The 21,881-nt window shown below is 64.3% G+C and carries 20 protein-coding genes and 1 pseudogene; 10 read left to right on the top strand and 11 right to left on the bottom strand.

Annotated elements, in window-relative coordinates:
- Positions 1-96 precede the first annotated feature (96 nt).
- From dapE to KI242_RS06120, 3 genes are all read left to right on the top strand, one after another.
- The gene (dapE, locus tag KI242_RS06130) at positions 97-1,248 is read left to right on the top strand and encodes a succinyl-diaminopimelate desuccinylase (protein WP_065364553.1); all 1,152 of its coding nucleotides are present in this window, start codon (positions 97-99) and stop codon (positions 1,246-1,248) included.
- Positions 1,248-2,057 carry a putative RNA methyltransferase gene (locus KI242_RS06125; RefSeq protein WP_123430120.1) on the top strand — a complete coding sequence of 270 codons (810 nt, stop codon included), beginning with the start codon at positions 1,248-1,250 and terminating at the stop codon, positions 2,055-2,057. Before dapE ends, KI242_RS06125 begins: the two co-directional genes overlap by 1 nt.
- An 85-nt stretch (positions 2,058-2,142) precedes the next feature.
- On the top strand, positions 2,143-2,520 hold the full coding sequence (locus tag KI242_RS06120) for a hypothetical protein (RefSeq protein ID WP_011059511.1): 378 nt from the start codon (positions 2,143-2,145) through the stop codon (positions 2,518-2,520).
- A gap of 103 nt (positions 2,521-2,623) precedes the next feature.
- On the opposite strand, the gene KI242_RS06115 is transcribed toward KI242_RS06120, so the two are convergent.
- Positions 2,624-2,833, bottom strand: coding sequence for a cold-shock protein (locus tag KI242_RS06115; RefSeq protein WP_011059510.1), 210 nt, complete (start codon positions 2,831-2,833; stop codon positions 2,624-2,626).
- A gap of 247 nt (positions 2,834-3,080) precedes the next feature.
- On the opposite strand from KI242_RS06115, the gene plsB reads away from it, so the two are divergent.
- Genes plsB through KI242_RS06100 form a run of 3 tightly spaced genes read left to right on the top strand, consistent with a single transcriptional unit; the run spans position 3,081 to position 6,749 of the window.
- The gene (gene plsB, locus KI242_RS06110; RefSeq protein ID WP_011059509.1) at positions 3,081-5,585 is read left to right on the top strand and encodes a glycerol-3-phosphate 1-O-acyltransferase PlsB; all 2,505 of its coding nucleotides are present in this window, start codon (positions 3,081-3,083) and stop codon (positions 5,583-5,585) included.
- Positions 5,586-5,636: 51 nt separating this feature from the next.
- On the top strand, positions 5,637-6,035 hold the full coding sequence (locus KI242_RS06105; RefSeq protein WP_053149248.1) for a YbaY family lipoprotein: 399 nt from the start codon (positions 5,637-5,639) through the stop codon (positions 6,033-6,035).
- A gap of 24 nt (positions 6,036-6,059) precedes the next feature.
- The gene (locus KI242_RS06100) at positions 6,060-6,749 is read left to right on the top strand and encodes a DUF4197 domain-containing protein (protein WP_011059507.1); all 690 of its coding nucleotides are present in this window, start codon (positions 6,060-6,062) and stop codon (positions 6,747-6,749) included.
- A gap of 122 nt (positions 6,750-6,871) precedes the next feature.
- Here KI242_RS06100 and KI242_RS06095 read toward each other — a convergent pair.
- Both KI242_RS06095 and KI242_RS06090 read right to left on the bottom strand, forming a co-directional pair.
- Positions 6,872-9,927, bottom strand: a pseudogene (locus KI242_RS06095) (efflux RND transporter permease subunit).
- Between the two features lie 6 nt (positions 9,928-9,933).
- Positions 9,934-11,022, bottom strand: coding sequence for an efflux RND transporter periplasmic adaptor subunit (locus KI242_RS06090; protein ID WP_011059505.1), 1,089 nt, complete (start codon positions 11,020-11,022; stop codon positions 9,934-9,936).
- Positions 11,023-11,116: 94 nt separating this feature from the next.
- Here KI242_RS06090 and KI242_RS06085 point away from each other — a divergent pair, with 94 nt between their 5' ends.
- A complete protein-coding gene (locus KI242_RS06085) occupies positions 11,117-11,752 on the top strand; it encodes a TetR/AcrR family transcriptional regulator (RefSeq protein ID WP_011059504.1) in 636 nt (211 codons plus the stop codon).
- A 99-nt stretch (positions 11,753-11,851) separates the two neighbouring features.
- Here KI242_RS06085 and KI242_RS06080 read toward each other — a convergent pair whose 3' ends face one another.
- Positions 11,852-12,634, bottom strand: a complete 783-nt coding sequence (locus KI242_RS06080) for a class I SAM-dependent methyltransferase (RefSeq protein WP_011059503.1) — start codon at positions 12,632-12,634, stop codon at positions 11,852-11,854.
- A 94-nt stretch (positions 12,635-12,728) separates the two neighbouring features.
- Here KI242_RS06080 and KI242_RS06075 point away from each other — a divergent pair, with 94 nt between their 5' ends.
- Positions 12,729-13,346, top strand: a complete 618-nt coding sequence (locus tag KI242_RS06075) for a hypothetical protein (protein WP_015634318.1) — start codon at positions 12,729-12,731, stop codon at positions 13,344-13,346.
- 8 nt (positions 13,347-13,354) lie between these two features.
- Here the strand turns inward: KI242_RS06075 and KI242_RS06070 are convergent, their stop codons facing one another.
- The 7 genes from KI242_RS06070 to ppc form a co-directional block, all read right to left on the bottom strand.
- Positions 13,355-14,053: an extensin family protein gene (locus KI242_RS06070; protein ID WP_015634317.1), complete on the bottom strand. Its 699-nt coding sequence runs from the start codon at positions 14,051-14,053 to the stop codon at positions 13,355-13,357.
- 13 nt (positions 14,054-14,066) lie between these two features.
- Positions 14,067-14,897 carry an isocitrate lyase/phosphoenolpyruvate mutase family protein gene (locus tag KI242_RS06065; protein ID WP_093404461.1) on the bottom strand — a complete coding sequence of 277 codons (831 nt, stop codon included), beginning with the start codon at positions 14,895-14,897 and terminating at the stop codon, positions 14,067-14,069.
- Positions 14,898-14,930: 33 nt separating this feature from the next.
- Positions 14,931-15,791 carry a DUF72 domain-containing protein gene (locus KI242_RS06060; RefSeq protein ID WP_212806362.1) on the bottom strand — a complete coding sequence of 287 codons (861 nt, stop codon included), beginning with the start codon at positions 15,789-15,791 and terminating at the stop codon, positions 14,931-14,933.
- Entirely contained in the window at positions 15,788-16,090 is a 303-nt protein-coding gene (locus KI242_RS06055) for a hypothetical protein (RefSeq protein ID WP_212805988.1), read from the bottom strand. Before KI242_RS06055 ends, KI242_RS06060 begins: the two co-directional genes overlap by 4 nt.
- Positions 16,091-16,276: 186 nt before the next feature.
- Complete coding sequence (gene tsaB, locus KI242_RS06050; protein WP_041116183.1) at positions 16,277-16,951, bottom strand: tRNA (adenosine(37)-N6)-threonylcarbamoyltransferase complex dimerization subunit type 1 TsaB; 675 nt, start codon at positions 16,949-16,951, stop codon at positions 16,277-16,279.
- A 90-nt stretch (positions 16,952-17,041) separates the two neighbouring features.
- Positions 17,042-17,689 carry an adenylate kinase gene (gene adk, locus KI242_RS06045; protein WP_015634313.1) on the bottom strand — a complete coding sequence of 216 codons (648 nt, stop codon included), beginning with the start codon at positions 17,687-17,689 and terminating at the stop codon, positions 17,042-17,044.
- Positions 17,690-17,978: 289 nt separating this feature from the next.
- Positions 17,979-20,609, bottom strand: coding sequence for a phosphoenolpyruvate carboxylase (gene ppc / locus KI242_RS06040; protein ID WP_011059495.1), 2,631 nt, complete (start codon positions 20,607-20,609; stop codon positions 17,979-17,981).
- A 204-nt stretch (positions 20,610-20,813) separates the two neighbouring features.
- On the opposite strand from ppc, the gene KI242_RS06035 reads away from it, so the two are divergent.
- Positions 20,814-21,158 (top strand): hypothetical protein, encoded by a 345-nt coding sequence (locus tag KI242_RS06035; protein WP_015634311.1) that lies wholly within the window; start codon positions 20,814-20,816, stop codon positions 21,156-21,158.
- Positions 21,159-21,446: 288 nt separating this feature from the next.
- Entirely contained in the window at positions 21,447-21,860 is a 414-nt protein-coding gene (locus KI242_RS06030) for a DUF4398 domain-containing protein (RefSeq protein ID WP_011059493.1), read from the top strand.
- The last annotated feature ends 21 nt before the right edge of the window (positions 21,861-21,881 follow it).

The raw sequence follows: 21,881 nt of genomic DNA, 5'->3' as shown, positions 1-21,881 counted from the left end.
GCTGGCTTGCCAGCGAACCAAGCAACGCGGTGTATCGATTAAACCGCCCTCGCCGCCCCGCCGGCTCCTGCACAATGCCTTGCACCGGAGTTACCCATGACGGCCCATGCCGAGCTTTCGCCGACCCTGCAACTTGCCTGTGATCTGATCCGTCGCCCCTCGGTGACGCCGATCGACGCCGACTGCCAGAAGCTGATGATGCAGCGCCTGGGGGATGCCGGCTTCAAGCTGGAACCGATGCGCATCGAGGACGTGGACAACTTCTGGGCCAGCCATGGCCAGCATGAAGGCCCGGTGCTGTGTTTTGCCGGCCACACCGACGTGGTGCCTACCGGCCCGGTCCAGGCCTGGCAGAACGACCCGTTCGACGCTCTGATCGACGAGCACGGCATGCTCTGCGGCCGTGGCGCAGCGGACATGAAGGGCAGCCTGGCGGCCATGCTGGTGGCCGCTGAGCGTTTCGTCACCGACTACCCGGACCACAAGGGCTCGGTAGCCTTCCTCATCACCAGCGACGAAGAAGGCCCCGCGCACCATGGCACCAAGGCCGTGGTGGAGCGCCTGGCGGCACGCAAGGAGCGCCTGGACTGGTGCATCGTCGGTGAGCCTTCGAGCACCAGCCTGGTGGGCGACGTGGTCAAGAACGGCCGCCGCGGCTCCCTCGGCGCCAAGCTCACCGTGCGCGGGGTACAGGGCCACGTGGCCTACCCGCACCTGGCGAAGAACCCGATCCACCTGGCGGCCGCAGCCCTGGCGGAACTGGCGGCGGAGCACTGGGACGACGGCAACGCCTTCTTCCCACCCACCAGTTTCCAGATCTCCAACCTCAATTCAGGGACCGGCGCCACCAACGTGATTCCCGGTGAACTGACCGCGCTGTTCAACTTCCGCTTCTCCACCGAATCCACGGTGGAAGGCCTGCAGCAGCGGGTCGCGGCCATCCTCGACAAGCACGGCCTGGACTGGCATGTGGAGTGGGCCCTGTCCGGGCTGCCGTTCCTCACCGAACCCGGCGCCCTGCTGGACGCGGTATCGGCCAGCATCAAGCAGGTCACCGGGCGCGACACCAAGGCCTCCACCAGTGGCGGCACCTCCGACGGGCGCTTCATCGCCACCCTGGGCACCCAGGTGGTGGAACTGGGCCCGGTCAACGCCACCATCCATCAGGTCAACGAGCGGGTACTGGCCAGCGACCTCGATGTGCTGACCGAAATCTACTACCAGACCCTGATCAAGTTGCTCGCCTGATGCTTGCCTGTCCTCTCTGCAGTGCCCCGCTGAACGCCGTGGACAACGGCGTGGTCTGCCCGGCCGGGCATCGCTTCGACCGTGCACGCCAGGGCTACCTGAACCTGCTGCCGGTGCAGCACAAGAACAGCCGTGACCCGGGCGACAACCAGGCCATGGTCGAGGCCCGCCGCGACTTTCTCAACGCGGGGCACTACGCCCCGGTGGCCCGGCGCCTGGCGGAGCTGGCGGCAGAACGCGCGCCCCAGCGCTGGGTCGACATCGGCTGTGGCGAGGGTTACTACACCGCGCAACTGGCCCAGGCCCTGCCCGCTGCCGATGGCTACGCCCTGGATATTTCCCGGGAGGCGGTGAAGCGCGCCTGCCGCCGCGCGCCGCAACTGACCTGGATGGTCGCCAGCATGGCGCGCATCCCCTTGGCGGACGCCAGCTGCCAGTTCCTGGCCAGCGTCTTCAGCCCCCTCGACTGGCTGGAGGCCAAGCGCCTGCTCAGCCCCAGCGGCGGCTTGATGAAGGTAGGTCCCACCAGCGGCCACCTGATGGAACTGCGCGAACGCCTGTACGACGAAGTGCGCGAATACACCGACGACAAGCACCTGGCCCTGGTGCCCGAAGGCATGGCCCTGGCCCACAGCGAAACCCTGGAGTTCAAGCTGCACCTGGAACGCCCGCAAGACCGCGCCAACCTGCTGGCCATGACGCCCCATGGCTGGCGCGCCAGCGCCGAGCGCCGCGCCGCGGTGATCGAGCAGGCCGAGCCTTTCGAGGTCAGCGTATCGATGCGCTACGATTACTTCGTGCTGCAATAACCCACTAAAACCCAAGGCCCCGAGCCTGTGCTCGCGGCCGAAGAAATCCGCGAATGGATTTTTCAGACCGGCAATGAGGACATCCATGCGCCAGCCCGATATCGAGATTTACCTGAAAGACGCCGACGTCGACTACAAGGCCATCGCCGCCTGGCTGGGCGCCGTGCTTGGCCCGTGCAGCGACTGGGTACAAAAAGGCCAGACCTACAAATGCACCGCCGGCCAGGTGCCCGTGACCTGGCTGCCCAAGGCCGTGGGCAAGTGGAACAGCCTGTACCTGGAAAGCGACCAGACCCCGTGGGATGACGACATCGCCTGCGCCCGCGCCGCCTTTGCCGCGTTGAATGTGGAGGTGCGCTGCGCACCGGGCAGCTGGGTCGAGGAAGAGGGTGAAGAGTCCGCCGATCGCTGGATTCGCATCAGCGCCGACGGTGAAGAAGAGATTACCTGGCGCACTGCCTGAACAGTGCATACCCGTAGGAGCCGGCTTGCCGGCGAAGAGGCCTTCAAGACTTGCGTTCGATAGACGGGCGCCTTCGCTGGCAAGCCAGCTCCTACAGGGTGGGTTACAGGCCGACGACGTCTTCGGCTTGCAGACCTTTCTGGCCTTCGACCACAGCGTATTCCACCTGCTGGCCTTCGGTCAGGGAGCGGTGGCCTTCGCCACGGATCGCCCGGTAGTGGACAAATACGTCCGCCCCGCCTTCACGCTGGATAAAACCGTAGCCCTTGGCGTCGTTGAACCACTTCACGTTGCCTGTCTCACGAGTAGTCATGAATCCATACCTCATTTTTTTATTATTGGATTGGCGCACTGCAACCAAACCCTGAGAACTTTCCCCCAGCCTGCCTCTCTATGAGTGAAAGCGATACGACCGCGGGAGAGTCGGCCGAGTATATGACAGGCGTAAAAACTCTCAACTCAATCTTGTTTCGGCGCTTTTTTGCCGATTTTCGGCGAATCCGGCACACTACCGGCCCCGAGCAGTTGCTCGGTTTTCTACTCACTCACGCAGAAGCCGTATGACCCGCTCCCCGATCCGCCGTCTTGTGTTTGGCACCTTGCGCCGACTGCTGTACCTCTGGGTCCGCTCGGAAACCATCAACCAGTCGTCCTTCACCCTCGACCTCGACCGCAGCCGACCGGTGTTCTACGTCCTGCAAAACCCGTCCCTGACCGATCTCGCCGTGGTCGATACCGAATGCACCAAGGCTGGGCTGCCACGTCCGGTACTGCCGGTGTCGGTGGGCAACCTGCTGGAACCGGCGGCCTTCTTCTACCTGACCCCGGAGCCCGACTGGCTTGGTCGCCAGGACAAGCGCGGGGCGCCACCGACCCTGACCCGGCTGGTCAGCGCCCTGACCCAGAATGCCGCCGAAGATGCACAGATCATTCCGGTCAGCGTGTTCTGGGGCCAGTCGCCGGACAGCGAGTCGAGCCCGTGGAAGCTGCTGTTCGCCGACAGCTGGGCGGTCACCGGGCGCCTGCGCCGGCTGCTGAGCATCATGATCCTGGGACGCAAGACCCGGGTGCAGTTCTCCGCACCGATCAACCTGCGCGAGCTGATCGAACACAACAAGGGCCACGAGCGCACCGTGCGCATGGCCCAGCGCATCCTGCGGGTGCACTTTCGCAACCTCAAGGCTGCGGTCATCGGCCCGGACATTTCCCACCGGCGCAACCTGGTCAAGGGCCTGCTGAACCAGCCCCTGGTGAAACAGGCGATCCTCGACGAGGCCGAGCGCGAAAAGATTTCCCCGGAAAAAGCCAAGGCCCAGGCCCTGCGCTACGGCAACGAGATCGCCTCGGACTACACCTACACCGCGATCCGCTTCCTGGAAGTGGTGCTGAGCTGGTTCTGGAACAAGATCTACGACGGGATCAAGGTCAACCACCTCGAAGGCGTGCAGAAGATCGCCCAGGGCCACGAAGTGATCTACGTGCCCTGCCACCGCAGCCATATCGACTACCTGCTGCTGTCCTACCTGCTGTTTCGCAACGGCCTGACCCCGCCGCACATCGCCGCCGGGATCAACCTCAACATGCCGGTGATCGGCGGCCTGCTGCGTCGCGGCGGGGCCTTCTTCATGCGCCGCACCTTCAAGGGCAACCCGCTCTACACCTCGGTGTTCAACGAATACCTGCACACCTTGTTCACCAAGGGTTTCCCGGTGGAGTACTTCGTCGAGGGCGGCCGTTCGCGCACCGGGCGCATGCTGCAACCCAAGACCGGGATGCTGGCCATCACCCTGCGCAGCTTCCTGCGCTCCTCGCGCATGCCCATCGTCTTCGTACCGGTGTACATCGGCTATGAAAGGGTGCTGGAAGGCCGGACCTACCTGGGCGAGCTGCGCGGCGCGAGCAAGAAGAAAGAGTCGATCTTCGACATCTTCAAGGTCATCGGCGCCCTCAAGCAGCGCTTCGGCCAGGTGGCAGTGAACTTCGGCGAACCGATCAAGCTGGCGGAATTCCTCGACCAGGAACAGCCGGACTGGCGGACCCAGGAGCTGGGCCCGCAGTACCGCCCGGCCTGGCTCAATGAAACCACCAACCGTCTCGGCGAGCGGGTGGCCCAGCACCTCAACGAAGCCGCGGCGATCAACCCGGTGAACCTGGTGGCCCTGGCCCTGCTCTCCACCACCCGCCTGGCCCTGGACGACCGCGCCATGGCGCGGGTCCTGGACCTGTACCTGGCGCTACTGCGTCGCGTTCCCTACTCGCCCCACACCACCTTGCCCGAAGGCGACGGCCGGGCTCTGATCCAGCACGTCAAGGACATGGACCTGCTGGCCGAACAGAGCGACGCCCTGGGCAAGATCCTCTACCTGGACGAGCAGAACGCCGTCCTGATGACCTACTACCGCAACAACGTGCTGCACATCTTCGCCCTGCCGGCGTTGCTGGCGAGCTTCTTCCAGAGCTCGTCGCGCATGAGCCGCGAACAGATCCTGCGCTATACCCGCGCGCTCTATCCCTACCTGCAATCGGAGCTGTTCATCCGCTGGCCGCTGGATGAGCTGGACGCGGTGGTGGACCAGTGGCTGGAGGCCTTTGTCGAACAGGGCCTGCTGCGCTTCGAGAAGGACCTGTACCAGCGTCCGGCCCCGAGCTCGCGGCATTTCGTCCTGCTGACCCTGCTGTCCAAGAGCATTGCCCAGACCCTGCAACGCTTCTACATGGCCATTTCCCTGTTGCTCAACAGCGGCCAGAACAGCATCAGCGCCGAGGAGCTGGAAGACCTGTGCACGGTCATGGCCCAGCGCCTGTCGATCCTGCATGGCCTCAATGCCCCGGAGTTCTTCGACAAGAGCCTGTTCCGCCACTTTATCCAGACCCTGCTGGACCAGGGAGTGCTGCGCCGCGACGAAGCCGGCAAGCTGAGCTACCACGAAGCACTGGGGGAACTGGCCGAAGGTGCCGCCAAGCGCGTGCTGCCGGCAGAAATTCGCCTGTCGATCCGCCAGGTCGCCCTGCACCGCAGCGAAGACGCCGCCGACCAGCTCGCGGCACCTGCGCAAAACGACTAGATTCTTACGGGCGCCGGAGCAGCTGCGGCGCCCTCGATACGGAGATCCGCGATGAAAAAGCTCAGCCTGCTGGCCGCCACCGCGCTGCTCGGCGCTTGCCAGTCCATGAATCCCGCTGCCAAGGCCAGCCTCGACGGCGAAGTCTTCTACTTGCAGCGCATCGCCCTGCCTCCGGCCGCCACCCTGAGCGTGAGCCTGCAGGACGTGTCACTGGCCGATGCCCCTGCCGTGGTCCTGGCCGAGCAGAGCGGTCCGGTCAAGGGCCAGGTGCCGCTGCCCTTTCACCTCAGCTACGACCCGGCCCAGGTCAAGCCCGGCCACCGCTATTCGGTCAGCGCGCGGATTGAAGTGGCTGGCCATCTGGTCTTCATAACCACCGAAAACAACGCCGTTAAACTCGACGGCAGCGACCCGCAGCCCTTGAAGCTGCGGGTCGACGCTGTTCGTTAATTCTTATTGCACAAGGAAGCCGCCATGCTCCGTACTTCGCTTCGTTTCACCAGCCTGTGCGCTGGCCTGTTGATCTCCGCCAGCGCCCTGGCCCTGTCCCTGAGCGACCTGTCCCAGGGTGACGCCAGCGGTGGCCTGAAAGATGCCCTGACCCAGGGTGCGCAGATCGCCGTCAAACAGCTGGGCACCCCAGGTGGTTTCAGCAACAACCCCGAGGTGCGCATCGAGCTGCCGGGCAACCTGGGCAAGGTCGCGAAAAAAATGAAACAGTTCGGCATGGGCGACCAGGTCGATCAGCTTGAAACCAGCATGAACAAGGCTGCCGAGGCCGCTGTGCCGCAAGCCCAGGCCCTGTTGGTGGATGCCGTGAAGAAGATGACCGTGGCTGACGCCAAGGGCATTCTTGCCGGCGGCAAGGACTCCGCCACCCAATACCTGGACAAGAGCAGCCGCGAGCAGATCCGCGCCAAGTTCCTGCCGATCGTCAAGCAGGCCACTGACCAGGTCGGCCTGGCCAAGCAGTACAACTCCTTCGCCGGCCAGGCTGCGACGCTCGGCGTGCTGGATGCCAAGAGCGCCAACATCGAGAGTTACGTGACCGAACAAGCCCTCAATGGCCTGTTCGAAATGATCGGCAAGCAGGAAGAAACCATTCGCCAGAACCCGGCGGCAGCCGCCACTAGCCTGGCCAAGAAAGTCTTCGGCACCCTGTAAGCCTCCCCGCTACCTGTAGGAGCCAGCTTGCCGGCGAAGACGTCGCCAGGACAAGCGCCTGCCCCAAGGGCCTCTTCGCCGGCAAGCCGGCTCCTACAGGATGTATTCCCGCATACCGGTTCCTAGGTTTTCTTGACCCTGAACCAGGCCGCATACAGCGCCGGCAGGAACAACAGGGTCAGCGCCGTCGCCACGATCAGCCCACCCATGATGGCCACTGCCATCGGCCCGAAGAACACACTGCGCGACAGCGGGATCATCGCCAGCACCGCCGCCAGGGCGGTCAGCACGATGGGCCGGAAACGCCGCACCGTGGCTTCGATGATCGCATCCCAGGGCTTGTGCCCCGCCTTGATGTCCTGCTCGATCTGGTCCACCAGGATCACCGAGTTGCGCATGATCATCCCCGACAGGGCAATGGTGCCGAGCATGGCCACGAAGCCGAAGGGCTGGCGGAACACCAGCAGGAACAAGGTGACCCCGATCAATCCCAGGGGCGCCGTGAGGAACACCATGGCCGTGCGCGAGAAACTGCGCAGCTGGATCATCAGCAAGGTCAGCACCACCACGATGAACAGCGGCACGCCGGCCTTCACCGAGTTCTGGCCCCGGGTCGAGTCCTCGACCGTGCCACCCACTTCCAGCAGGTAACCATCGGGCAGCTCGGCGCGAACCGGCTCCAGGGTCGGCAGGATCTGCTGCACCAGGGTCGCCGGCTGCTCCTTGCCGTAGATATCGGCGCGCACGGTGACGTTGGGCAGGCGGTTGCGGTGCCAGATCACCCCTTCCTCGAAGCCGTACTCCAGGGTCGCCACCTGGGACAGGGACACGCTCTGGCCATTCTCGGTAGGCACCGCCAGGCTCGGCAGCAACGACAGTTCGGTGCGTTCCTCGCGGGTGCCCCGCAGCAGGATCTCGATCAGCTCGTTGTCTTCCCGGTACTGGCTGACGGTGGAACCGATCAGCGAACTCTGGAGGAATTTCGACAGGTTGGCGGTGCTCACTCCCAAGGCCCGGGCCCGGTCCTGGTCAATGTTCAGGTAGACCACCTTGCTGGGCTCTTCCCAATCCAGGTGCACGTTGACCACATGGGGGTTCTCTCGCACCTTGGCCGCTACCTTGCGCGCCAGGGCGCGGACTTCCTCGATGTGCTCGCCGGTGACCCGGAACTGCACCGGGTAGCCCACGGGCGGCCCGTTCTCCAGGCGCGTGACCCGCGAGCGCAGCGCCGGGAACTGCTCGTTGAGGGTTTCGATCAACCAGCCGCGCAGCTCTTCACGCTCCTCGATGCTCTTGGCCAGCACCACGAACTGGGCAAAGCTGGTGGCGGGCAGTTGCTGGTCCAGCGGCAGGTAGAACCGCGGCGAACCGGTGCCCACGTAGGCCACGTAGTTGTCGATGCCCGCATGCTCCTTGAGCAAGGCTTCCAGGCGCTTGACCTCATCGGCGGTGTTGCTCAGGGACGCGCCTTCCGCCAGCTTCAGGTCGACCATCAGTTCCAGGCGACCCGAGGCCGGGAAGAACTGCTGGGGAACGAAACGGAACAGCATCACCGAGCCGACGAACAGCAGGATGGTCAGGACGATCACCGTCTTGCGCCGCTCCACGCACCAGCCCACTACCCGCCGGACCCGCTGGTAGAAGGGTGTACCGTGGGGATTGGATTCGGCGCCGTGCTTGGCGGCGTGGATCTTCGCCAGGTCCGGCAGCAGTTTTTCCCCCAGGTACGGCACGAACACCACGGCTGCAATCCACGAGGCCACCAGGGCAATGGTCACCACCTGGAAGATCGAACGGGTGTATTCGCCCGTGCCGGACTGGGCCGTGGCGATCGGCAGGAAGCCCGCCGCAGTGATCAGGGTGCCGGTGAGCATGGGGAAGGCGGTACTGGTCCAGGCGAAGCTGGCGGCCTTGATCCGGTCGAAACCCTGCTCCATCTTGATCGCCATCATCTCTACCGCAATGATCGCGTCGTCCACCAGCAAGCCCAGGGCCAGCACCAGCGCTCCCAGGGAAATCTTGTGCAGGCCGATCCCCAGGTAGTACATGGTGGCGAAGGTCATCGCCAGCACCAGGGGAATCGCCAGGGCCACCACCATCCCGGTCCGCACTCCCAGGGAGAAGAAACTCACCAGCAGCACGATGATCAGGGCCTCGGCCAGCACCCGGACGAACTCGCCCACCCCGGTCTTCACCGCCGCCGGCTGGTCGGACACCTTGCGCAGTTCCATCCCCGCCGGCAGGCTTTTCTGCAGGCGCGAGAACTCGCCTTCCAGGGCCTTGCCCAGCACCAGGATGTCCCCCCCTCCTTCATCGCCACAGCCAGGCCGATGGCGTCTTCACCCATGAAGCGCATGCGCGGCGCGGGCGGATCGTTGAAACCACGACGCACGTCCGCCACATCACCGATGCGGAAGGTACGACCGGCGACGCGGATCGGGAAATTGCGGATCTGCTCCACGGTCTGGAAATTGCCCGACACCCGCAGTTGCACCCGCTCGCTCGGAGTCTCGAAGAACCCGGCGGTGGACACTGCGTTCTGTTCTTCCAGGGCCTGCTGCACCGCCGCCAGGGGCAGGCCCAGGGTCGCCAGCTTGACGTTGGACAGCTCGATCCAGATTTTCTCGTCCTGCAGGCCCAGCAGGTCGACCTTGCCCACGTCCTTGACCCGTTGCAGCTGGATCTGGATGCGGTCGGCGTAGTCCTTGAGTACCGCGTAGTCAAAGCCCTGCCCGGTCAACGCATAGATATTGCCGAAGGTGGTGCCGAACTCATCATTGAAGAACGGCCCCTGGATACCGGGCGGCAGGGTCTGCCGGATATCACTGATCTTCTTGCGTACCTGGTACCACAGCTCGGGAACCTCGTTGGAGTGCATCGAGTCCCGGGCGATGAAGGTCACCTGGGACTCCCCCGGCCGCGAGAAGGACACGATGCGGTCGTACTCGCCAGTCTCCATCAGCTTCTTTTCAATGCGCTCGGTGACCTGGCGCGACACTTCCTGGGCCGTGGCCCCGGGCCAGTTGGTGCGGATCACCATGGCCTTGAAGGTGAAAGGCGGATCCTCGCTCTGCCCCAGCTTGGTGTAGGACAGCGCACCGACAATGGCCAGCAGCAACATCAGGAACAGAACGATCTGGCGATTGCGCAACGCCCAGGCGGAAAGGTTGAAACCCATCGGGGATTACTCCTTGGCCGCCAGATTGACCACGCGGTTGGAACGATCCACCGGGCGCACCTGCAAGCCCTCATGGAGCACATGCACCCCCGCGGCCACCACCCAATCGCTGGCGCTCAGCCCTTCCAGCACCGGCACGCTCTTCTCGCCGAAGGCGCCGACCCGCACCGGGGTCTTGTGCAGGGTATTGTTGGCATCCACACGCCAGACATAAGTCGCCCCGCCTTCCGCGGACAACGCCGACAGCGGCACCGACAGCGGCACCGCATCGCCGCTCTGGATGAACACCCGGGCACTCTGGCCCAGCTCGGCGGGAACCTTTCCGGCAGTGAAGGCAATACGCGCGGCGAAGGTCCGGGACTTGGGATCGGCAGCAGGCGACAGCTCGCGGATGCGCCCGTCGAAACGCTGGCCCGGCTGGGTCCAGAGCTCCACCGATACCGGCTGGCCGACCTTGAAGCGGCCGTAGTTCTGCTCGGGGAAGCTGATCAGCACCTCACGCTCGCCATCGGTGGCCAGGGTGAAGACCGTCTGCCCGGCCGCCACCACCTGCCCCACTTCCACCGCGCGCTTGGCCACCACGCCGTCCTGCGGCGCGCGCAGCACCGCGTAGCCGGCCTGGTTGTTGGCCACATCGAACTCGGCCTTGATCTGCTTCAGGCGCGCTTCGCCGGAACGGTAGAGGTTCTCAGCGTTGTCGTATTGGGAATGGCTGACCATCTGCCGCTCCAGCAGGGTCTTGTAGCGATCACGCTCGGCGCGCACCAGGTTGAGGTTGGCGCTGGCTGCAGTGACCTGGGCCCGGGTGGCTTCAAGTTGCAGGCGCACGTCCTGCGGGTCGAGCTCCGCCAGGGGCTGGTTGGCCTTGACCCGCTCGCCCTCCTCCACCAGCCGTCGGCTGACCTTGCCGCCGATACGGAATGCCAGGTCCGGCTCATAGCGGGCGCGCACCTCGCCCGGGTAGCTGTCCGAAGCTCTTGCCGAAGGCTCTGGCTGGACCACCATGGCCGGCCGGATGCCAATTTGAACGGGCTCTTCGTGCCCACAAGCAGACAGAAAAAAAGCCAGGCTGACTGGCAAGGCATAGCGGAACATGGCGGCGACCTTTCGCTAATGGTGCTTGGAATATTTATACTGGCCGGTATGTTATTAATAGCAAACTCACCAGTCCAGTATTAACAGCGAAAAAATGTCCGACAATATTTCCGCAAACGTTGGGCCAGGCAGGCCCAAGGATCTGGCCAAGCGCCAGGCCATTCTCGAAGCAGCCAAAGTCCTGTTCTTGAGCAATGGCTACGCCAGTACCAGCATGGATGCGGTCGCCGCTGAGGCCGGGGTTTCAAAGCTCACGGTCTACAGCCATTTCAATGACAAGGAGACCTTGTTCACCGCCGCTGTGGTGGCCAAGTGCGAAGAACAGCTGCCCACGCTGATCTACGAACTGACCCCCGAAACGCCGGTGGAGAATGTTCTGCTGAACATCGCCCGGGGCTTTCACCATCTGATCAACAGCGACGAGTCGGTGAACCTGCACCGCCTGATCATGACGCTGGGCAGCCAGGACCCCAAGCTCTCGCAGATCTTCATCGAGGCCGGTCCCGAACGGGTGCTGCAGGGCATGGAGCGGCTGCTGGCGAAGATCAATCAGTTGGGCACCCTGCGCATCGACAAGCCGCGCAACGCCGCCGAGCACTTTTTCTGCATGCTCAAGGGCGGGGCGAATTTCCGCCTGCTCTACGGCTGCGGCGAACCCTTGAGGGGCGCCGCCGCAGAGGAGCATGTGCAGGAAGTGGTGGCGCTGTTCATCCGCGCCTACCGGCCGTAGAAACCGGCAGGTGCAGGAGCTGGCTGATGTAGGAGCGGGCTTGCCAGCGAAGCGGACTGAAGACCGCCTTCGCCGGCAAGCCGGCTGCTACAGGGGGGCTCAGGCCTTGAGGGCCTTCTTCGGGTAGATGTCGTAGCGGCTGGATTTGCCCTCCAGCCCATGGCTGGGCTTGGGCCCTTCGATGCACGGCGCCTTGCGCGGACGCTTGACCACCACCCGGTGGCTGGCCAGGGCCAGGGCTGCGGCGAGCAGGGCCGGGGCGTCGTTGTCATCGCCCACCAGTGGCCGGAACAAGCGCATTTCCTTCTTCACCAGGGCACTTTTCTCCCGATGGGGAAACATCGGGTCGAGGTAGATCACCTGGGGCGGTTCACCCTGCCAGTTGCGCATCAGCTCGATGGAATTGCCCTTGAGCAGGTGCATGCGGGCCACGATAGGCCCTACCTCGGCGTCCTGCGCAGCGCGGGCCAGGCCGTCTTCCAATAGCGCACCAATCAATGGCTGGCGCTCGATCAGGCTCATCTCGCAACCCAGGGTCGCCAGCACGAAGCCATCCTTGCCCAGACCGGCCGTGGCATCCAGCACCCGTGGTCGCACGCCCTGGGCCACGCCCACCGCCTTGGCGATCATCTGCCCGCTGCCGCCGCCGTACAGCCGCCGATGGGCTGCACCACCCTCGACGAAATCCACCCGTACCGGCCCGGGCGCGTCCGGTCCCAATTGCTGCAACTGCAGGCCCTGTTCACCCACTTGCAAGGCGAACTCGGCCTCATCGACCTGCAGCGCCAGCCCCAGGCGCTCGGCCCATTGCTCGGCCGCTGGGGCGAATCCGGCGCCCAGGGCCTCGACTTTGATGCGGCAGGCTGCGGGTTGCTCATTCATCTGAAAACACACTCAAAAAATTAATGATCGGCAAAAACTGCCGATAACAGGACTATCGGCCATTTTGCCAGAGCTCAAGCGTCGACCGAGAGCAATGTCAGACATTCAACGCACATCGATAGGTTATATCTCGCCCCACGGCGACTATGGCCTGCGCAACTCCCAGGCACTGAGCGGCGTCAGCCATCTGTGGCAGGACTTCTTTGCCCAGGCCCTGGCCGAGCAACGGGGTGAAGGTGCGAGCGTTGAATCGGTACCGGCGGTGGCCATCGATGGCCCGGTTGAACCGGCTGGCGGCAGCGATGTGCTGGCGCAGATCGTCAACCAGCGTCATTGCGACGTGCAAGACACCGAGGTCCGCCCGCCGGAGCCGCTGTTCCTGCCTATCGCCGAGTTTGAAATGGACCTGCTGGATAAACCCGCCCCGCCCTTCCCGCCAGAAGAGATCGTGGCCCAGCAGCGCCAGCAGGATTTCGAAAGTGGCTGGGTACGCCCGATCGTGCTCAACGCCGGCCAGCCGATTCCTGCTCCAGGCCCTGCGCCGGAGCCCCGCCCACTGCACCTGCCGATCGCCGAATTCGAACTGGACCTGCTGGACAAACCCGCCGAGCCGTTCCCGCCTCAGGAACTCATCGAGCAACAGCGGGCGATGGACTTCGATATCGGCTGGGCCCGCCCACTGATCCTGCAGAACCTGCGCATCGCCGCCTGAGCCCAGCCTCAGCGACACACCCACCAAGGCCCTACATCCAGATGAAAGTGGTTGCGATGGGCATTGTTGTAGTCCGGCCCCAGCACCACGTTGAACGCGTCACAGGCGCCATCCCGGGCCAGGCGCAGAAATCGGCCTTCATTGCTGTCCTTGGGCCAATCCCGGAGCACGCTGATGCTGCGCCCATCCCCCAGGCGAAAGCCGGCGATGTCCAGGGCATTGGCACTGGCATGCTGGCTGCGGGCACCGCTCTCGCGGCTGTACATGTTGCGGCAGGCGAAACTGCCCAGGTGATCGACTCGCGCCACCCGCTGGCCGTACACCGCCTGCGCGGCCGACTGCAGGCCGTGGCGCTCATACAGGGCAAAGGCCACCGCCAGCGGGCAACTGGCAAGAAAGCTGCTGCTCAGGGCTACGTCGCCACCCTGTACACGCAGGGTATTGCTCAATGGGCAAGCGACGTCCGTGCGGCTGTCGAGCTGGCGGCTGGTACGCAAACCCGAGCCCGCCAGCACCTGGTCGCACAGTTGCGGGTCATCCCGCAGCCGCGCCAGCTTGAAACGGGTCAACAGGTTGGGCTTGGCCCGCACGTCCAGCGGCGCCCAGGGATTCCAACTGTCCGCGACGGGCAACCAGCCCAGGCGAACACCGATCAACAACAGGGCGCCCAGCAACAACAAGGCGCCCAGGACTTTCACTACCCGCACAGACACTCCCGTTTCACGGCTGCTTGAACATTTGATTGATCTGCCCGAACGGCATCGCCCGGTCGGCAAAATCGAAACGCCCGTGGCTATGGATATCTAGCGCAGCCCGGTAGAAGGCTCCGTAAGCGGCCCGCGCCAGGGCCGAACCGACACTGATGCGCTTGACGCCCAGTTCCGCCAGTTGCGCCACGCTGAGGTTGAGGCCTCCCGACATCAGCACGTTCACTGGCTTGGGCGCCACCGCTCGCACCACCTGCTGGATATCCTCGGCACTGCCCAGGGCCGGGGCATAGAGCACATCGGCACCGGCCTCGGCAAAGGCCTGCAAGCGGCGAATGGTGTCTGCCAGATCATCACGCCCGTGCAGCAGGTTTTCCGCCCGGGCGGTCAGGGTAAAGGGAAAGGGCAGACTGCGAACGGCCGCCACGCAGGCCTCGATGCGTTCCACCGCCAGCTGGAAATCGTAGATCGGCTGCTCGGCATGGCCCGTGGCGTCCTCGATCGAAGCACCGACCACACCGCTGGCCGCCGCAAGAAGCAGCGCCTGGGCACAGCCTTCGGGGCTGTCGGAAAACCCGTTTTCCAGGTCCGCCGCCACCGGCAGGCTGCTGGCGCCGACGATGCTGCGCACGTTGTCCAGCGTGTCCTCCAGGCTGAGTGCACCTTCGGCATCCGGGCGCCCCAGGGAAAAGGCATAGCCGGCGCTGGTGGTGGCCAGGGCCTCGAAGCCGAGGCTGGCGAGCATCTTCGCCGAACCGGCATCCCAGGGGTTGGGAATGACGAAGGCTCCGGCACGTTCATGCAGGGCCCTGAAGGTAGTGGCTCGAAGGGTTTGCGCGTCCATTGGCTCGCTCCTGAAGAAGGCCGTGAAGGCGCTTCAGAGCAAGCCGAGTTGCTCCGCAGCGGGCTCTCTGTATAACTCAGGCAATGCGGGCAAGCCAGGCAAACGTTGCATCAGCCGGGCGTGAAAACGCCGCGCCAGTTCAGCCGCCAGACGGTTGTCCGAAGTGTGCAGGAACACGTAGGGCGTACGCCCCTCTTCGATCCAGCCGGCGACCTTGTCGATCCAGGGTTCAAGGAAAGGATCGTTGGCCTCAAGCTCCGGATGACCGATGAAGCGCACCTGGGGAAACTGGGTGAAGGCTGCGGGGCGCGGTGGCACCTTGGGCTTTTTCGACTGCGCATGCAGCACCGCAGGAGCGGTCGACGTGCAACTGAACAGGGCCCGCGGGTCGAGGCAGATGCGTTCCACGCCACGCTCGCGCAGCAGCCGGTTGAGCATGCGTTCGGCATCGCCCTTGGTGAAGAACTCCGGGTGCCGCACTTCCACCGCCAGCGGCCGCTCCAGGCCATCGATGAACCCGGCCAGTTCCGCCAGACGCTGTGGCGCAAAGCTGGCCGGCAACTGCAGCCACAGCGGCGACACCCGCTCACCCAGGGGGCTGAGCAGCTGGATAAAGGACTCAGCGGCGCTCAACTGCTCGCGCAGGTCGCCGCCGTGACTGATGTCACCGGGGAACTTGGCGGTAAAGCGAAAGTGCTCGGGCATGATCTCGGCCCAGCGCTGCACGGTTCCGGGCGCCGGCCGTGCATAGAAGGTGGTATTGCCTTCGACGGCGTTGAAGACCTGGCAATACAGGCCGAGGAAATCATTGGGCCGGGCGTCTTCCGGGTACAGGTAGTCACGCCAGGCGTTTTCGCTCCAGGAAGGACAACCGAGGAAATAAGGCAGCATCAGATATGCAGGTCGAGACCCACCACTTCCATATCCCAATCGACAAAGCCGGCGGTGGTCAGGTAGCTGGCCAGGGCGTTGGCCACGCTCTTTTTCATCGCCCGCTGGAAGATCATGTCCTGGGGGCGGGCGGGAAGATTGCCGGTACGTGGGGAAGAAGCCTGGGAACGGCTCTGGGTCGAAGGCTCGGGCTGCACTTCAATGGCGTCGGCATCGTCCAGGGACTCGTCTACCAGCGCACGGCCTTTGCGAGACTTGCGCTTGATGGGGTAGGACTGAGAGGAGATGCCGTCTATACGCATACAGAAAAGCCCGGGGTCGATGATGGCAATTTAGCGGCACCGCTTCGACTTAGCAAATGCCCAAGTGATAACTAGAACACAGAAAAGCCAAAAGGTTTAAAACCGGGCAGGTTCAGGCTGAAAAAACGGACGATTGGCGGGCGTATGCGGGAGTTATCCGCATAACCGCGCACATTTGTTCTGGGTTCAACGGGCCTTGGGAGTAGCGACCTTGTCCCGCAGATAGACAGGTTGGGCCTGGTCGGCAACGATCGCCTCGCCGCGCTCCCAGGCAAACTGCGCCAGGGTCAGCAGGTCGACCGCATGGGGCAGCATGCCGGCGTCCTGGCCGCTGAGTTCGACGGCAATGCGCTCGCCATACCCCCAACCGGTGCCCGCACCGAACCAGTCGCCGCTGGAGCCTTCGGGCAGGGCCGCGACTTCCGGCGGCAATACCGCTTCCGCGCCCACCTGGCGCATCTCGCCGGCAACTTCCTGGTAGCAGCCCCAATAGACTTCATCCATGCGCGCATCGATGGCCGAAGCCACCTGGGTCGCGCCATGCTCGCGCAGAGCCCGCTGGGCCAGCACCGCCAGGTTGGATACCGGCAGCACCGGGCGCTCCAGGGCAAAGGCCAGGCCCTGCACCACGCCGATGGCGATGCGCACCCCGGTGAAGGCGCCCGGGCCACGGCCAAAGGCAATGGCCTCGACCTGTTGCAAGGTCACCCCGGCATTGGCCAGCAGCTCCTGGATCATCGGCAACAGCTTCTGCGCATGCAGGCGCGGGATCACCTCGTAATGGCTCGTGACCTTGCCGTCATGCAGCAAAGCAACGGAGCAAGCTTCAGTCGCGGTGTCCAGGGCCAGCAAGGTGCTCATTCGGGGTTCCATAGGCATTGAAAAAAGTGACGCATTATAAACAGCAACGGCCCGCAAGCGGGCCGTTCAACGATCAAACGCTCAGGCAACTCAGCTCAGGGCTTCGAGTACCTTGCCGGTGATCACTTCCACCGAACCGACGCCAGGGATATGGCTGTACTTAGGCTTGCCCTGGGTGGCAGCCAGTTGCTGGTAGAACTCCACCAGCGGCTTGGTCTGCGAGTGGTAGACCGACAGGCGATGACGCACGGTTTCCTCGGTGTCGTCCTTGCGCTGCACCAGGTCTTCACCGGTGATGTCATCCTTGCCGGCGATCTTCGGCGGGTTGTAGACGGTGTGGTAGACCCGGCCCGAAGCTTCGTGCACACGGCGACCGGCGATGCGCTGGACGATCTCTTCGTCGTCGACGGCGATTTCCACCACGTTGTCCAGCTCGACACCGGCCTTCACCAGCGCTTCGGCCTGGGGAATGGTGCGCGGGAAGCCGTCGAACAGGAAGCCATTGGCGCAGTCGGCCTGGCTGATGCGTTCCTTGACCAGGTTGATGATCAGGTCATCGGACACCAGGCCACCGCTGTCCATCACGCTCTTGGCTTTCAGGCCCAGCTCGGTGCCGGCCTTGACCGCAGCACGCAGCATGTCACCGGTGGAGATCTGTGGAATACCGAACTTTTCGGTGATGAACTTTGCCTGAGTACCTTTACCGGCCCCGGGAGCTCCCAGCAGAATTACGCGCATCGATGTGCTCCTCAATTTTTTATTTAGAAACGCTCGGATTCGCCTCGTGGGGCCAATCTCAAAAATGGGGGTGTGGCCGCCCAAACGGCCAAAGGCTGATCAAGATACACAGCCGACACAGCGCACACAAGCAGTCGAAAGTCGGAGGAACCCGGCCCTTTTGTGCCCCATTGGCCGGGTAGAACAAGTCGCAACCCGACAACAAAGTGTCGCCAGATGAACCAGAACGACACCTCGCAATTGCCTTGATCGGGGCTGCCGCGCAGCTGGCCGGCAGCCCTCTCGCACCTCAGCCGGTATTGCGCAAGCCAGCGGCGATACCGGCCACGGAGACCAGCAACGCCTGTTCCACGGGGCTTCCTTGCGGCGCCTGCTGCTTGCGCGAGCGCGCCAGCAGCTCGGCCTGCAACAGATGCAGCGGGTCGAGGTAGGTGTTGCGCAGGCGGATGAACTCCAGGGTATCGGGGCTGTGCGCCAGCAGTTGCGACTGCCCGGTCAGGCCCAGGACCACCGCGCAAGCCTGCGACAATAGGTCGCGTAAATGCTCGCCCAACGGCAACAGTTCGGCCTCCACCAGGCGCTCGTCATAGGAGCGGGCGATATCCGCGTCGGCCTTGGCCAGCACCATCTCCAGCATGTCGATGCGGGTGCGGAAAAACGGCCATTGCTCACGCATCTGCCCCAGCAGGTCACCCTCGCCACGGGCCAGGGCCTTGCTCAAGGCCGCTTCCCAGCCGAGCCAGGCGGGCAACATCAGGCGGGTCTGGGTCCAGCCGAAGATCCAGGGGATCGCCCGCAGGCTCTCGATGCCCCCGGCACGGCGCTTGGCCGGGCGGCTGCCCAGCGGCAGGCGGCCCAGCTCCTGCTCCGGAGTGGACTGGCGGAAGTACTCGACGAACTGCGGATTGTCCCGCACCACCTCGCGGTAGGCCCGGACGCCATCGCTGGCCAGCTCGTCCATCAGGTGACGCCAGGCCGGCTGCGGTGGCGGCGGCGGCAACAGGGTCGCCTCCAGTACCGCGGCCAGATAGAGATTGAGGTTCTGCTCGGCGATGTCCGGCAGGCCGAATTTGAAGCGGATCATTTCCCCTTGCTCGGTGGTGCGGAAACGCCCCGCCACCGAGCCCGGCGGCTGCGACAGAATGGCCGCGTGGGCCGGGCCGCCGCCACGCCCCACGGTGCCACCGCGGCCGTGGAACAGCAGCAGTTCCACCTGTTGCTCGCGGCAGATGTCCACCAGCCGCTCCTGGGCCCGGTACTGGGCCCAGGCCGCAGCCGTGGTGCCGGCATCCTTGGCCGAGTCGGAGTAGCCGATCATCACTTCCTGCGGCCCTTGCAGGCGCGAACGATAGCCCGGCATGTGCAGCAGTTTTTCCATCACCGGGCCGGCGTTGTCCAGGTCCGCCAGGGTCTCGAACAGAGGCACCACGCGCATCGGCCGCAGCACACCGGATTCCTTGAGCAGCAACTGCACCGCCAGCACATCGGAGGCCGCGCCGGCCATGGAAATCACATAGGAACCCAGGGACGCCGCTGGCGCACCAGCGATTTCGCGGCAGGTGGCGAGCACTTCGGCGGTGTCCGCCGAGGGCTTGAAATAGCCTGGCAACAACGGCCGACGGCTGCTCAGTTCGCGCATCAGGAAGGTGATGCGATCCTCCTCGCTCCAGTCCTCGTAACGCCCCAGGCCCAGGTAATCGGTGATTTCGGTCATGGCCGAGGTATGCCGGCTGGAATCCTGGCGTACATCCAGGCGCACCAGGAACAGACCGAAGGTCACTGCCCGGCGCAGACAGTCGAGCAGCGGCCCGTCGGCAATCACTCCCATGCCGCACTCGTGCAACGACTGGTAGCACAGCTGCAGCGGCTCCAGCAGGTCACGGTTGTTGTGCAACACCTCGGCGCCCGCCGGCACCGCCGCGCTGAGCGCCGCGTGGGCCCAGTTGCGGGTGGCCCGCAGGCGTTCACGCAATTGCTTGAGCAGCGCCCGATAAGGCTCGGCGCTATCTCCGGCCCTGGCCAGGAGCGCCGGGCTGGCCTGCTGCATGGACAGCTCGGCCGCCAGGTGGTCGATGTCCCGCAGGTACAGGTCGGCGGCCATCCAGCGCGCCAGCAGCAGCACTTCGCGGGTTACCGCAGCGGTGACATTGGGGTTGCCATCACGGTCGCCGCCCATCCACGACGCAAAGCGGATCGGCGCCGACTCCAGCGGCAGGTGCAGCCCGGTGGCCTCGAACAAGGCCTTGTCGGCCTTGCGCAGGTAATTGGGGATCGCCTGCCACAGCGAATGCTCGATCACCGCAAAGCCCCACTTGGCTTCATCCACCGGAGTGGGTCGGGTCCGACGGATTTCCTCGGTGTGCCAGGCCTCGGCGATCAAGCGTTGCAGGCGCTCCTGGATCTGCCCGCGCTCGGCGCTGGTGAGGTCACGGTGGTCCTGGGCCGCCAGTTGCCCGGCAATCGCATCGTATTTCTGGATCAGGGTGCGGCGCGCCACTTCGGTGGGGTGAGCGGTCAGCACCAGCTCGATTTCCAGGCGCCCCAGTTGCCGGGCCAGAGCATCGGCGCTGTGCCCTTCGGCGCGCAGGCGAGCCAGCAGCTCCGGCAGCACCCGAGCCTCGAAGGGTGCCGGCTGCGACTCGTCGCGGCGGTGGATCAACTGATACTGCTCGGCGATGTTCGCCAGGTTGAGGAACTGGTTGAAGGCCCTGGCCACCGGCAGCAGTTCGTCCTCGCTCAACTGGTCGAGGCTGGCGCTCAGCTCGGCCCCCGGCGAGCCCCGGCGATCGGCCTTGGCGCCTTTGCGAATCTGCTCGATCTTGTCGAGGAAAGCCTCCCCGTACTGGTCGCGAATGGTATTGCCCAGCAGTTCCCCCAAGAGGTGAACGTCTTCGCGCAAGCGCGCATCAATATCGGTCATCGAGGTGTTCTCCAGCGGACTCAAGGCGGCACGGAAGGCTCAAGAGTGCCGCCTGCACACCTCGCTTAGCAAGCGTGGGGCAAAGCGCACCAAACCTTCGGCGATGCAGCTAGTCTCAAGCATAGGCCGCACGAGGGCCGCCTACCGGCCCCGGCCGGTCCACTCAACCCAGCCTGCCACGAGCAGGTGTTCATTGAGGTCATCATGAAAATCCGTGAACTTGCGCAACACTGGGAAGAAAACGCCAAGGGTCGCCTGACCCGGACCGGCTACCGGATTCACCTGGATGTGGAAGCCGCCGCACGCCTGGCCGCCCTTTCCGAGATGTACCCCAAACGCCAGACCGAAGAACTGCTCGGCGAACTCATCGGCGCCGCCCTGGAAGAGCTGGAGGCGAGCTTCCCCTACATCCAGGGCCAGCACGTCGTGGCCACCGATGAAGAGGGCGATCCACTGTACGAGGATGTGGGACCCACCCCTCGTTTCCTGGCATTGTCGCGCCAGCATCTGCACCTGCTGGCGAGCCAGTCCGACAAGCCCAAGCACTGAACTTCCACACTCCCGCGCACACCTGACAATCATCCTTCCCGGCCCTGCAAAGGGTCGGGGATACCCCTGCGCACGGCAAAAGTTCCCGATCTAGAGCCCTGTCCGATGCGTCAGATTTTTTTCCGGCCAATCGCCATCTTTCTCTGAACTATTCAAAAAAGCCTCGGGTCACACCCATTAGCCATCACTGGAACGGCCGTTTCAAATTTTGCCATCAGCGCTCGTCGTCACTGAAGCGTCACGGCGCCAGAACCAGGATGGATTTTGATGTTTTCCAGGAGTTACCCAATGGAGTTGAAGACCATGAAGATCAGCACTGCCAAATCCTCGTTCACCTCTCTGCGCGGGCTGAAGCTGGCCGCGCTGGCCCTCGGTAGCAGCATGGTTCTGGCCGGTTGTGCCGGGAACCCGCCCACCGAGCAGTACGCGGTCACGCAATCTGCGGTCAATAGCGCAGTGAGCGCAGGCGGTACCGAATTTGCTGCCGTGGAAATGAAGTCGGCGCAGGACAAGCTCAAGCAAGCCGAGATTGCCATGCACGACAAGAAGTACGACGAAGCCCGCCGCCTGGCTGAACAAGCCGAGTGGGACGCCCGCGTAGCAGAGCGCAAGGCCCAGGCCGCCAAGGCCGAGCAGGCGCTCAAAGACTCGCAGAAAGGCGTTCAGGAACTGCGTCAGGAAGGCATGCGTAGCGTGCAATAAGAAGCCGCCGCCGATTCCCAC

The sequence above is a fragment of the Pseudomonas sp. Eqa60 genome (genome assembly GCF_018326405.1).
Classification (GTDB): domain Bacteria; phylum Pseudomonadota; class Gammaproteobacteria; order Pseudomonadales; family Pseudomonadaceae; genus Aquipseudomonas; species Aquipseudomonas protegens.
This window is presented reverse-complemented; position numbering and strand designations above follow the sequence as displayed.

Excerpts from the sequence above, each read along its gene's own strand:
- plsB (WP_011059509.1), top strand. The coding sequence starts at position 3,081 with ATGACCCGCTCCCCGATCCGCCGTCTTGTGTTTGGCACCTTGCGCCGA.
- KI242_RS06080 (WP_011059503.1), bottom strand. The coding sequence starts at position 12,634 with ATGAATGAGCAACCCGCAGCCTGCCGCATCAAAGTCGAGGCCCTGGGC.
- KI242_RS06120 (WP_011059511.1), top strand. The coding sequence starts at position 2,143 with ATGCGCCAGCCCGATATCGAGATTTACCTGAAAGACGCCGACGTCGAC.
- KI242_RS06085 (WP_011059504.1), top strand. The coding sequence starts at position 11,117 with ATGTCCGACAATATTTCCGCAAACGTTGGGCCAGGCAGGCCCAAGGAT.
- KI242_RS06065 (WP_093404461.1), bottom strand. The coding sequence starts at position 14,897 with ATGGACGCGCAAACCCTTCGAGCCACTACCTTCAGGGCCCTGCATGAA.
- dapE (WP_065364553.1), top strand. The coding sequence starts at position 97 with ATGACGGCCCATGCCGAGCTTTCGCCGACCCTGCAACTTGCCTGTGAT.
- KI242_RS06055 (WP_212805988.1), bottom strand. The coding sequence starts at position 16,090 with ATGCGTATAGACGGCATCTCCTCTCAGTCCTACCCCATCAAGCGCAAG.
- KI242_RS06030 (WP_011059493.1), top strand. The coding sequence starts at position 21,447 with ATGGAGTTGAAGACCATGAAGATCAGCACTGCCAAATCCTCGTTCACC.
- adk (WP_015634313.1), bottom strand. The coding sequence starts at position 17,689 with ATGCGCGTAATTCTGCTGGGAGCTCCCGGGGCCGGTAAAGGTACTCAG.
- KI242_RS06100 (WP_011059507.1), top strand. The coding sequence starts at position 6,060 with ATGCTCCGTACTTCGCTTCGTTTCACCAGCCTGTGCGCTGGCCTGTTG.
- ppc (WP_011059495.1), bottom strand. The coding sequence starts at position 20,609 with ATGACCGATATTGATGCGCGCTTGCGCGAAGACGTTCACCTCTTGGGG.
- KI242_RS06090 (WP_011059505.1), bottom strand. The coding sequence starts at position 11,022 with ATGTTCCGCTATGCCTTGCCAGTCAGCCTGGCTTTTTTTCTGTCTGCT.
- KI242_RS06035 (WP_015634311.1), top strand. The coding sequence starts at position 20,814 with ATGAAAATCCGTGAACTTGCGCAACACTGGGAAGAAAACGCCAAGGGT.
- KI242_RS06105 (WP_053149248.1), top strand. The coding sequence starts at position 5,637 with ATGAAAAAGCTCAGCCTGCTGGCCGCCACCGCGCTGCTCGGCGCTTGC.
- tsaB (WP_041116183.1), bottom strand. The coding sequence starts at position 16,951 with ATGAGCACCTTGCTGGCCCTGGACACCGCGACTGAAGCTTGCTCCGTT.
- KI242_RS06125 (WP_123430120.1), top strand. The coding sequence starts at position 1,248 with ATGCTTGCCTGTCCTCTCTGCAGTGCCCCGCTGAACGCCGTGGACAAC.
- KI242_RS06115 (WP_011059510.1), bottom strand. The coding sequence starts at position 2,833 with ATGACTACTCGTGAGACAGGCAACGTGAAGTGGTTCAACGACGCCAAG.
- KI242_RS06075 (WP_015634318.1), top strand. The coding sequence starts at position 12,729 with ATGTCAGACATTCAACGCACATCGATAGGTTATATCTCGCCCCACGGC.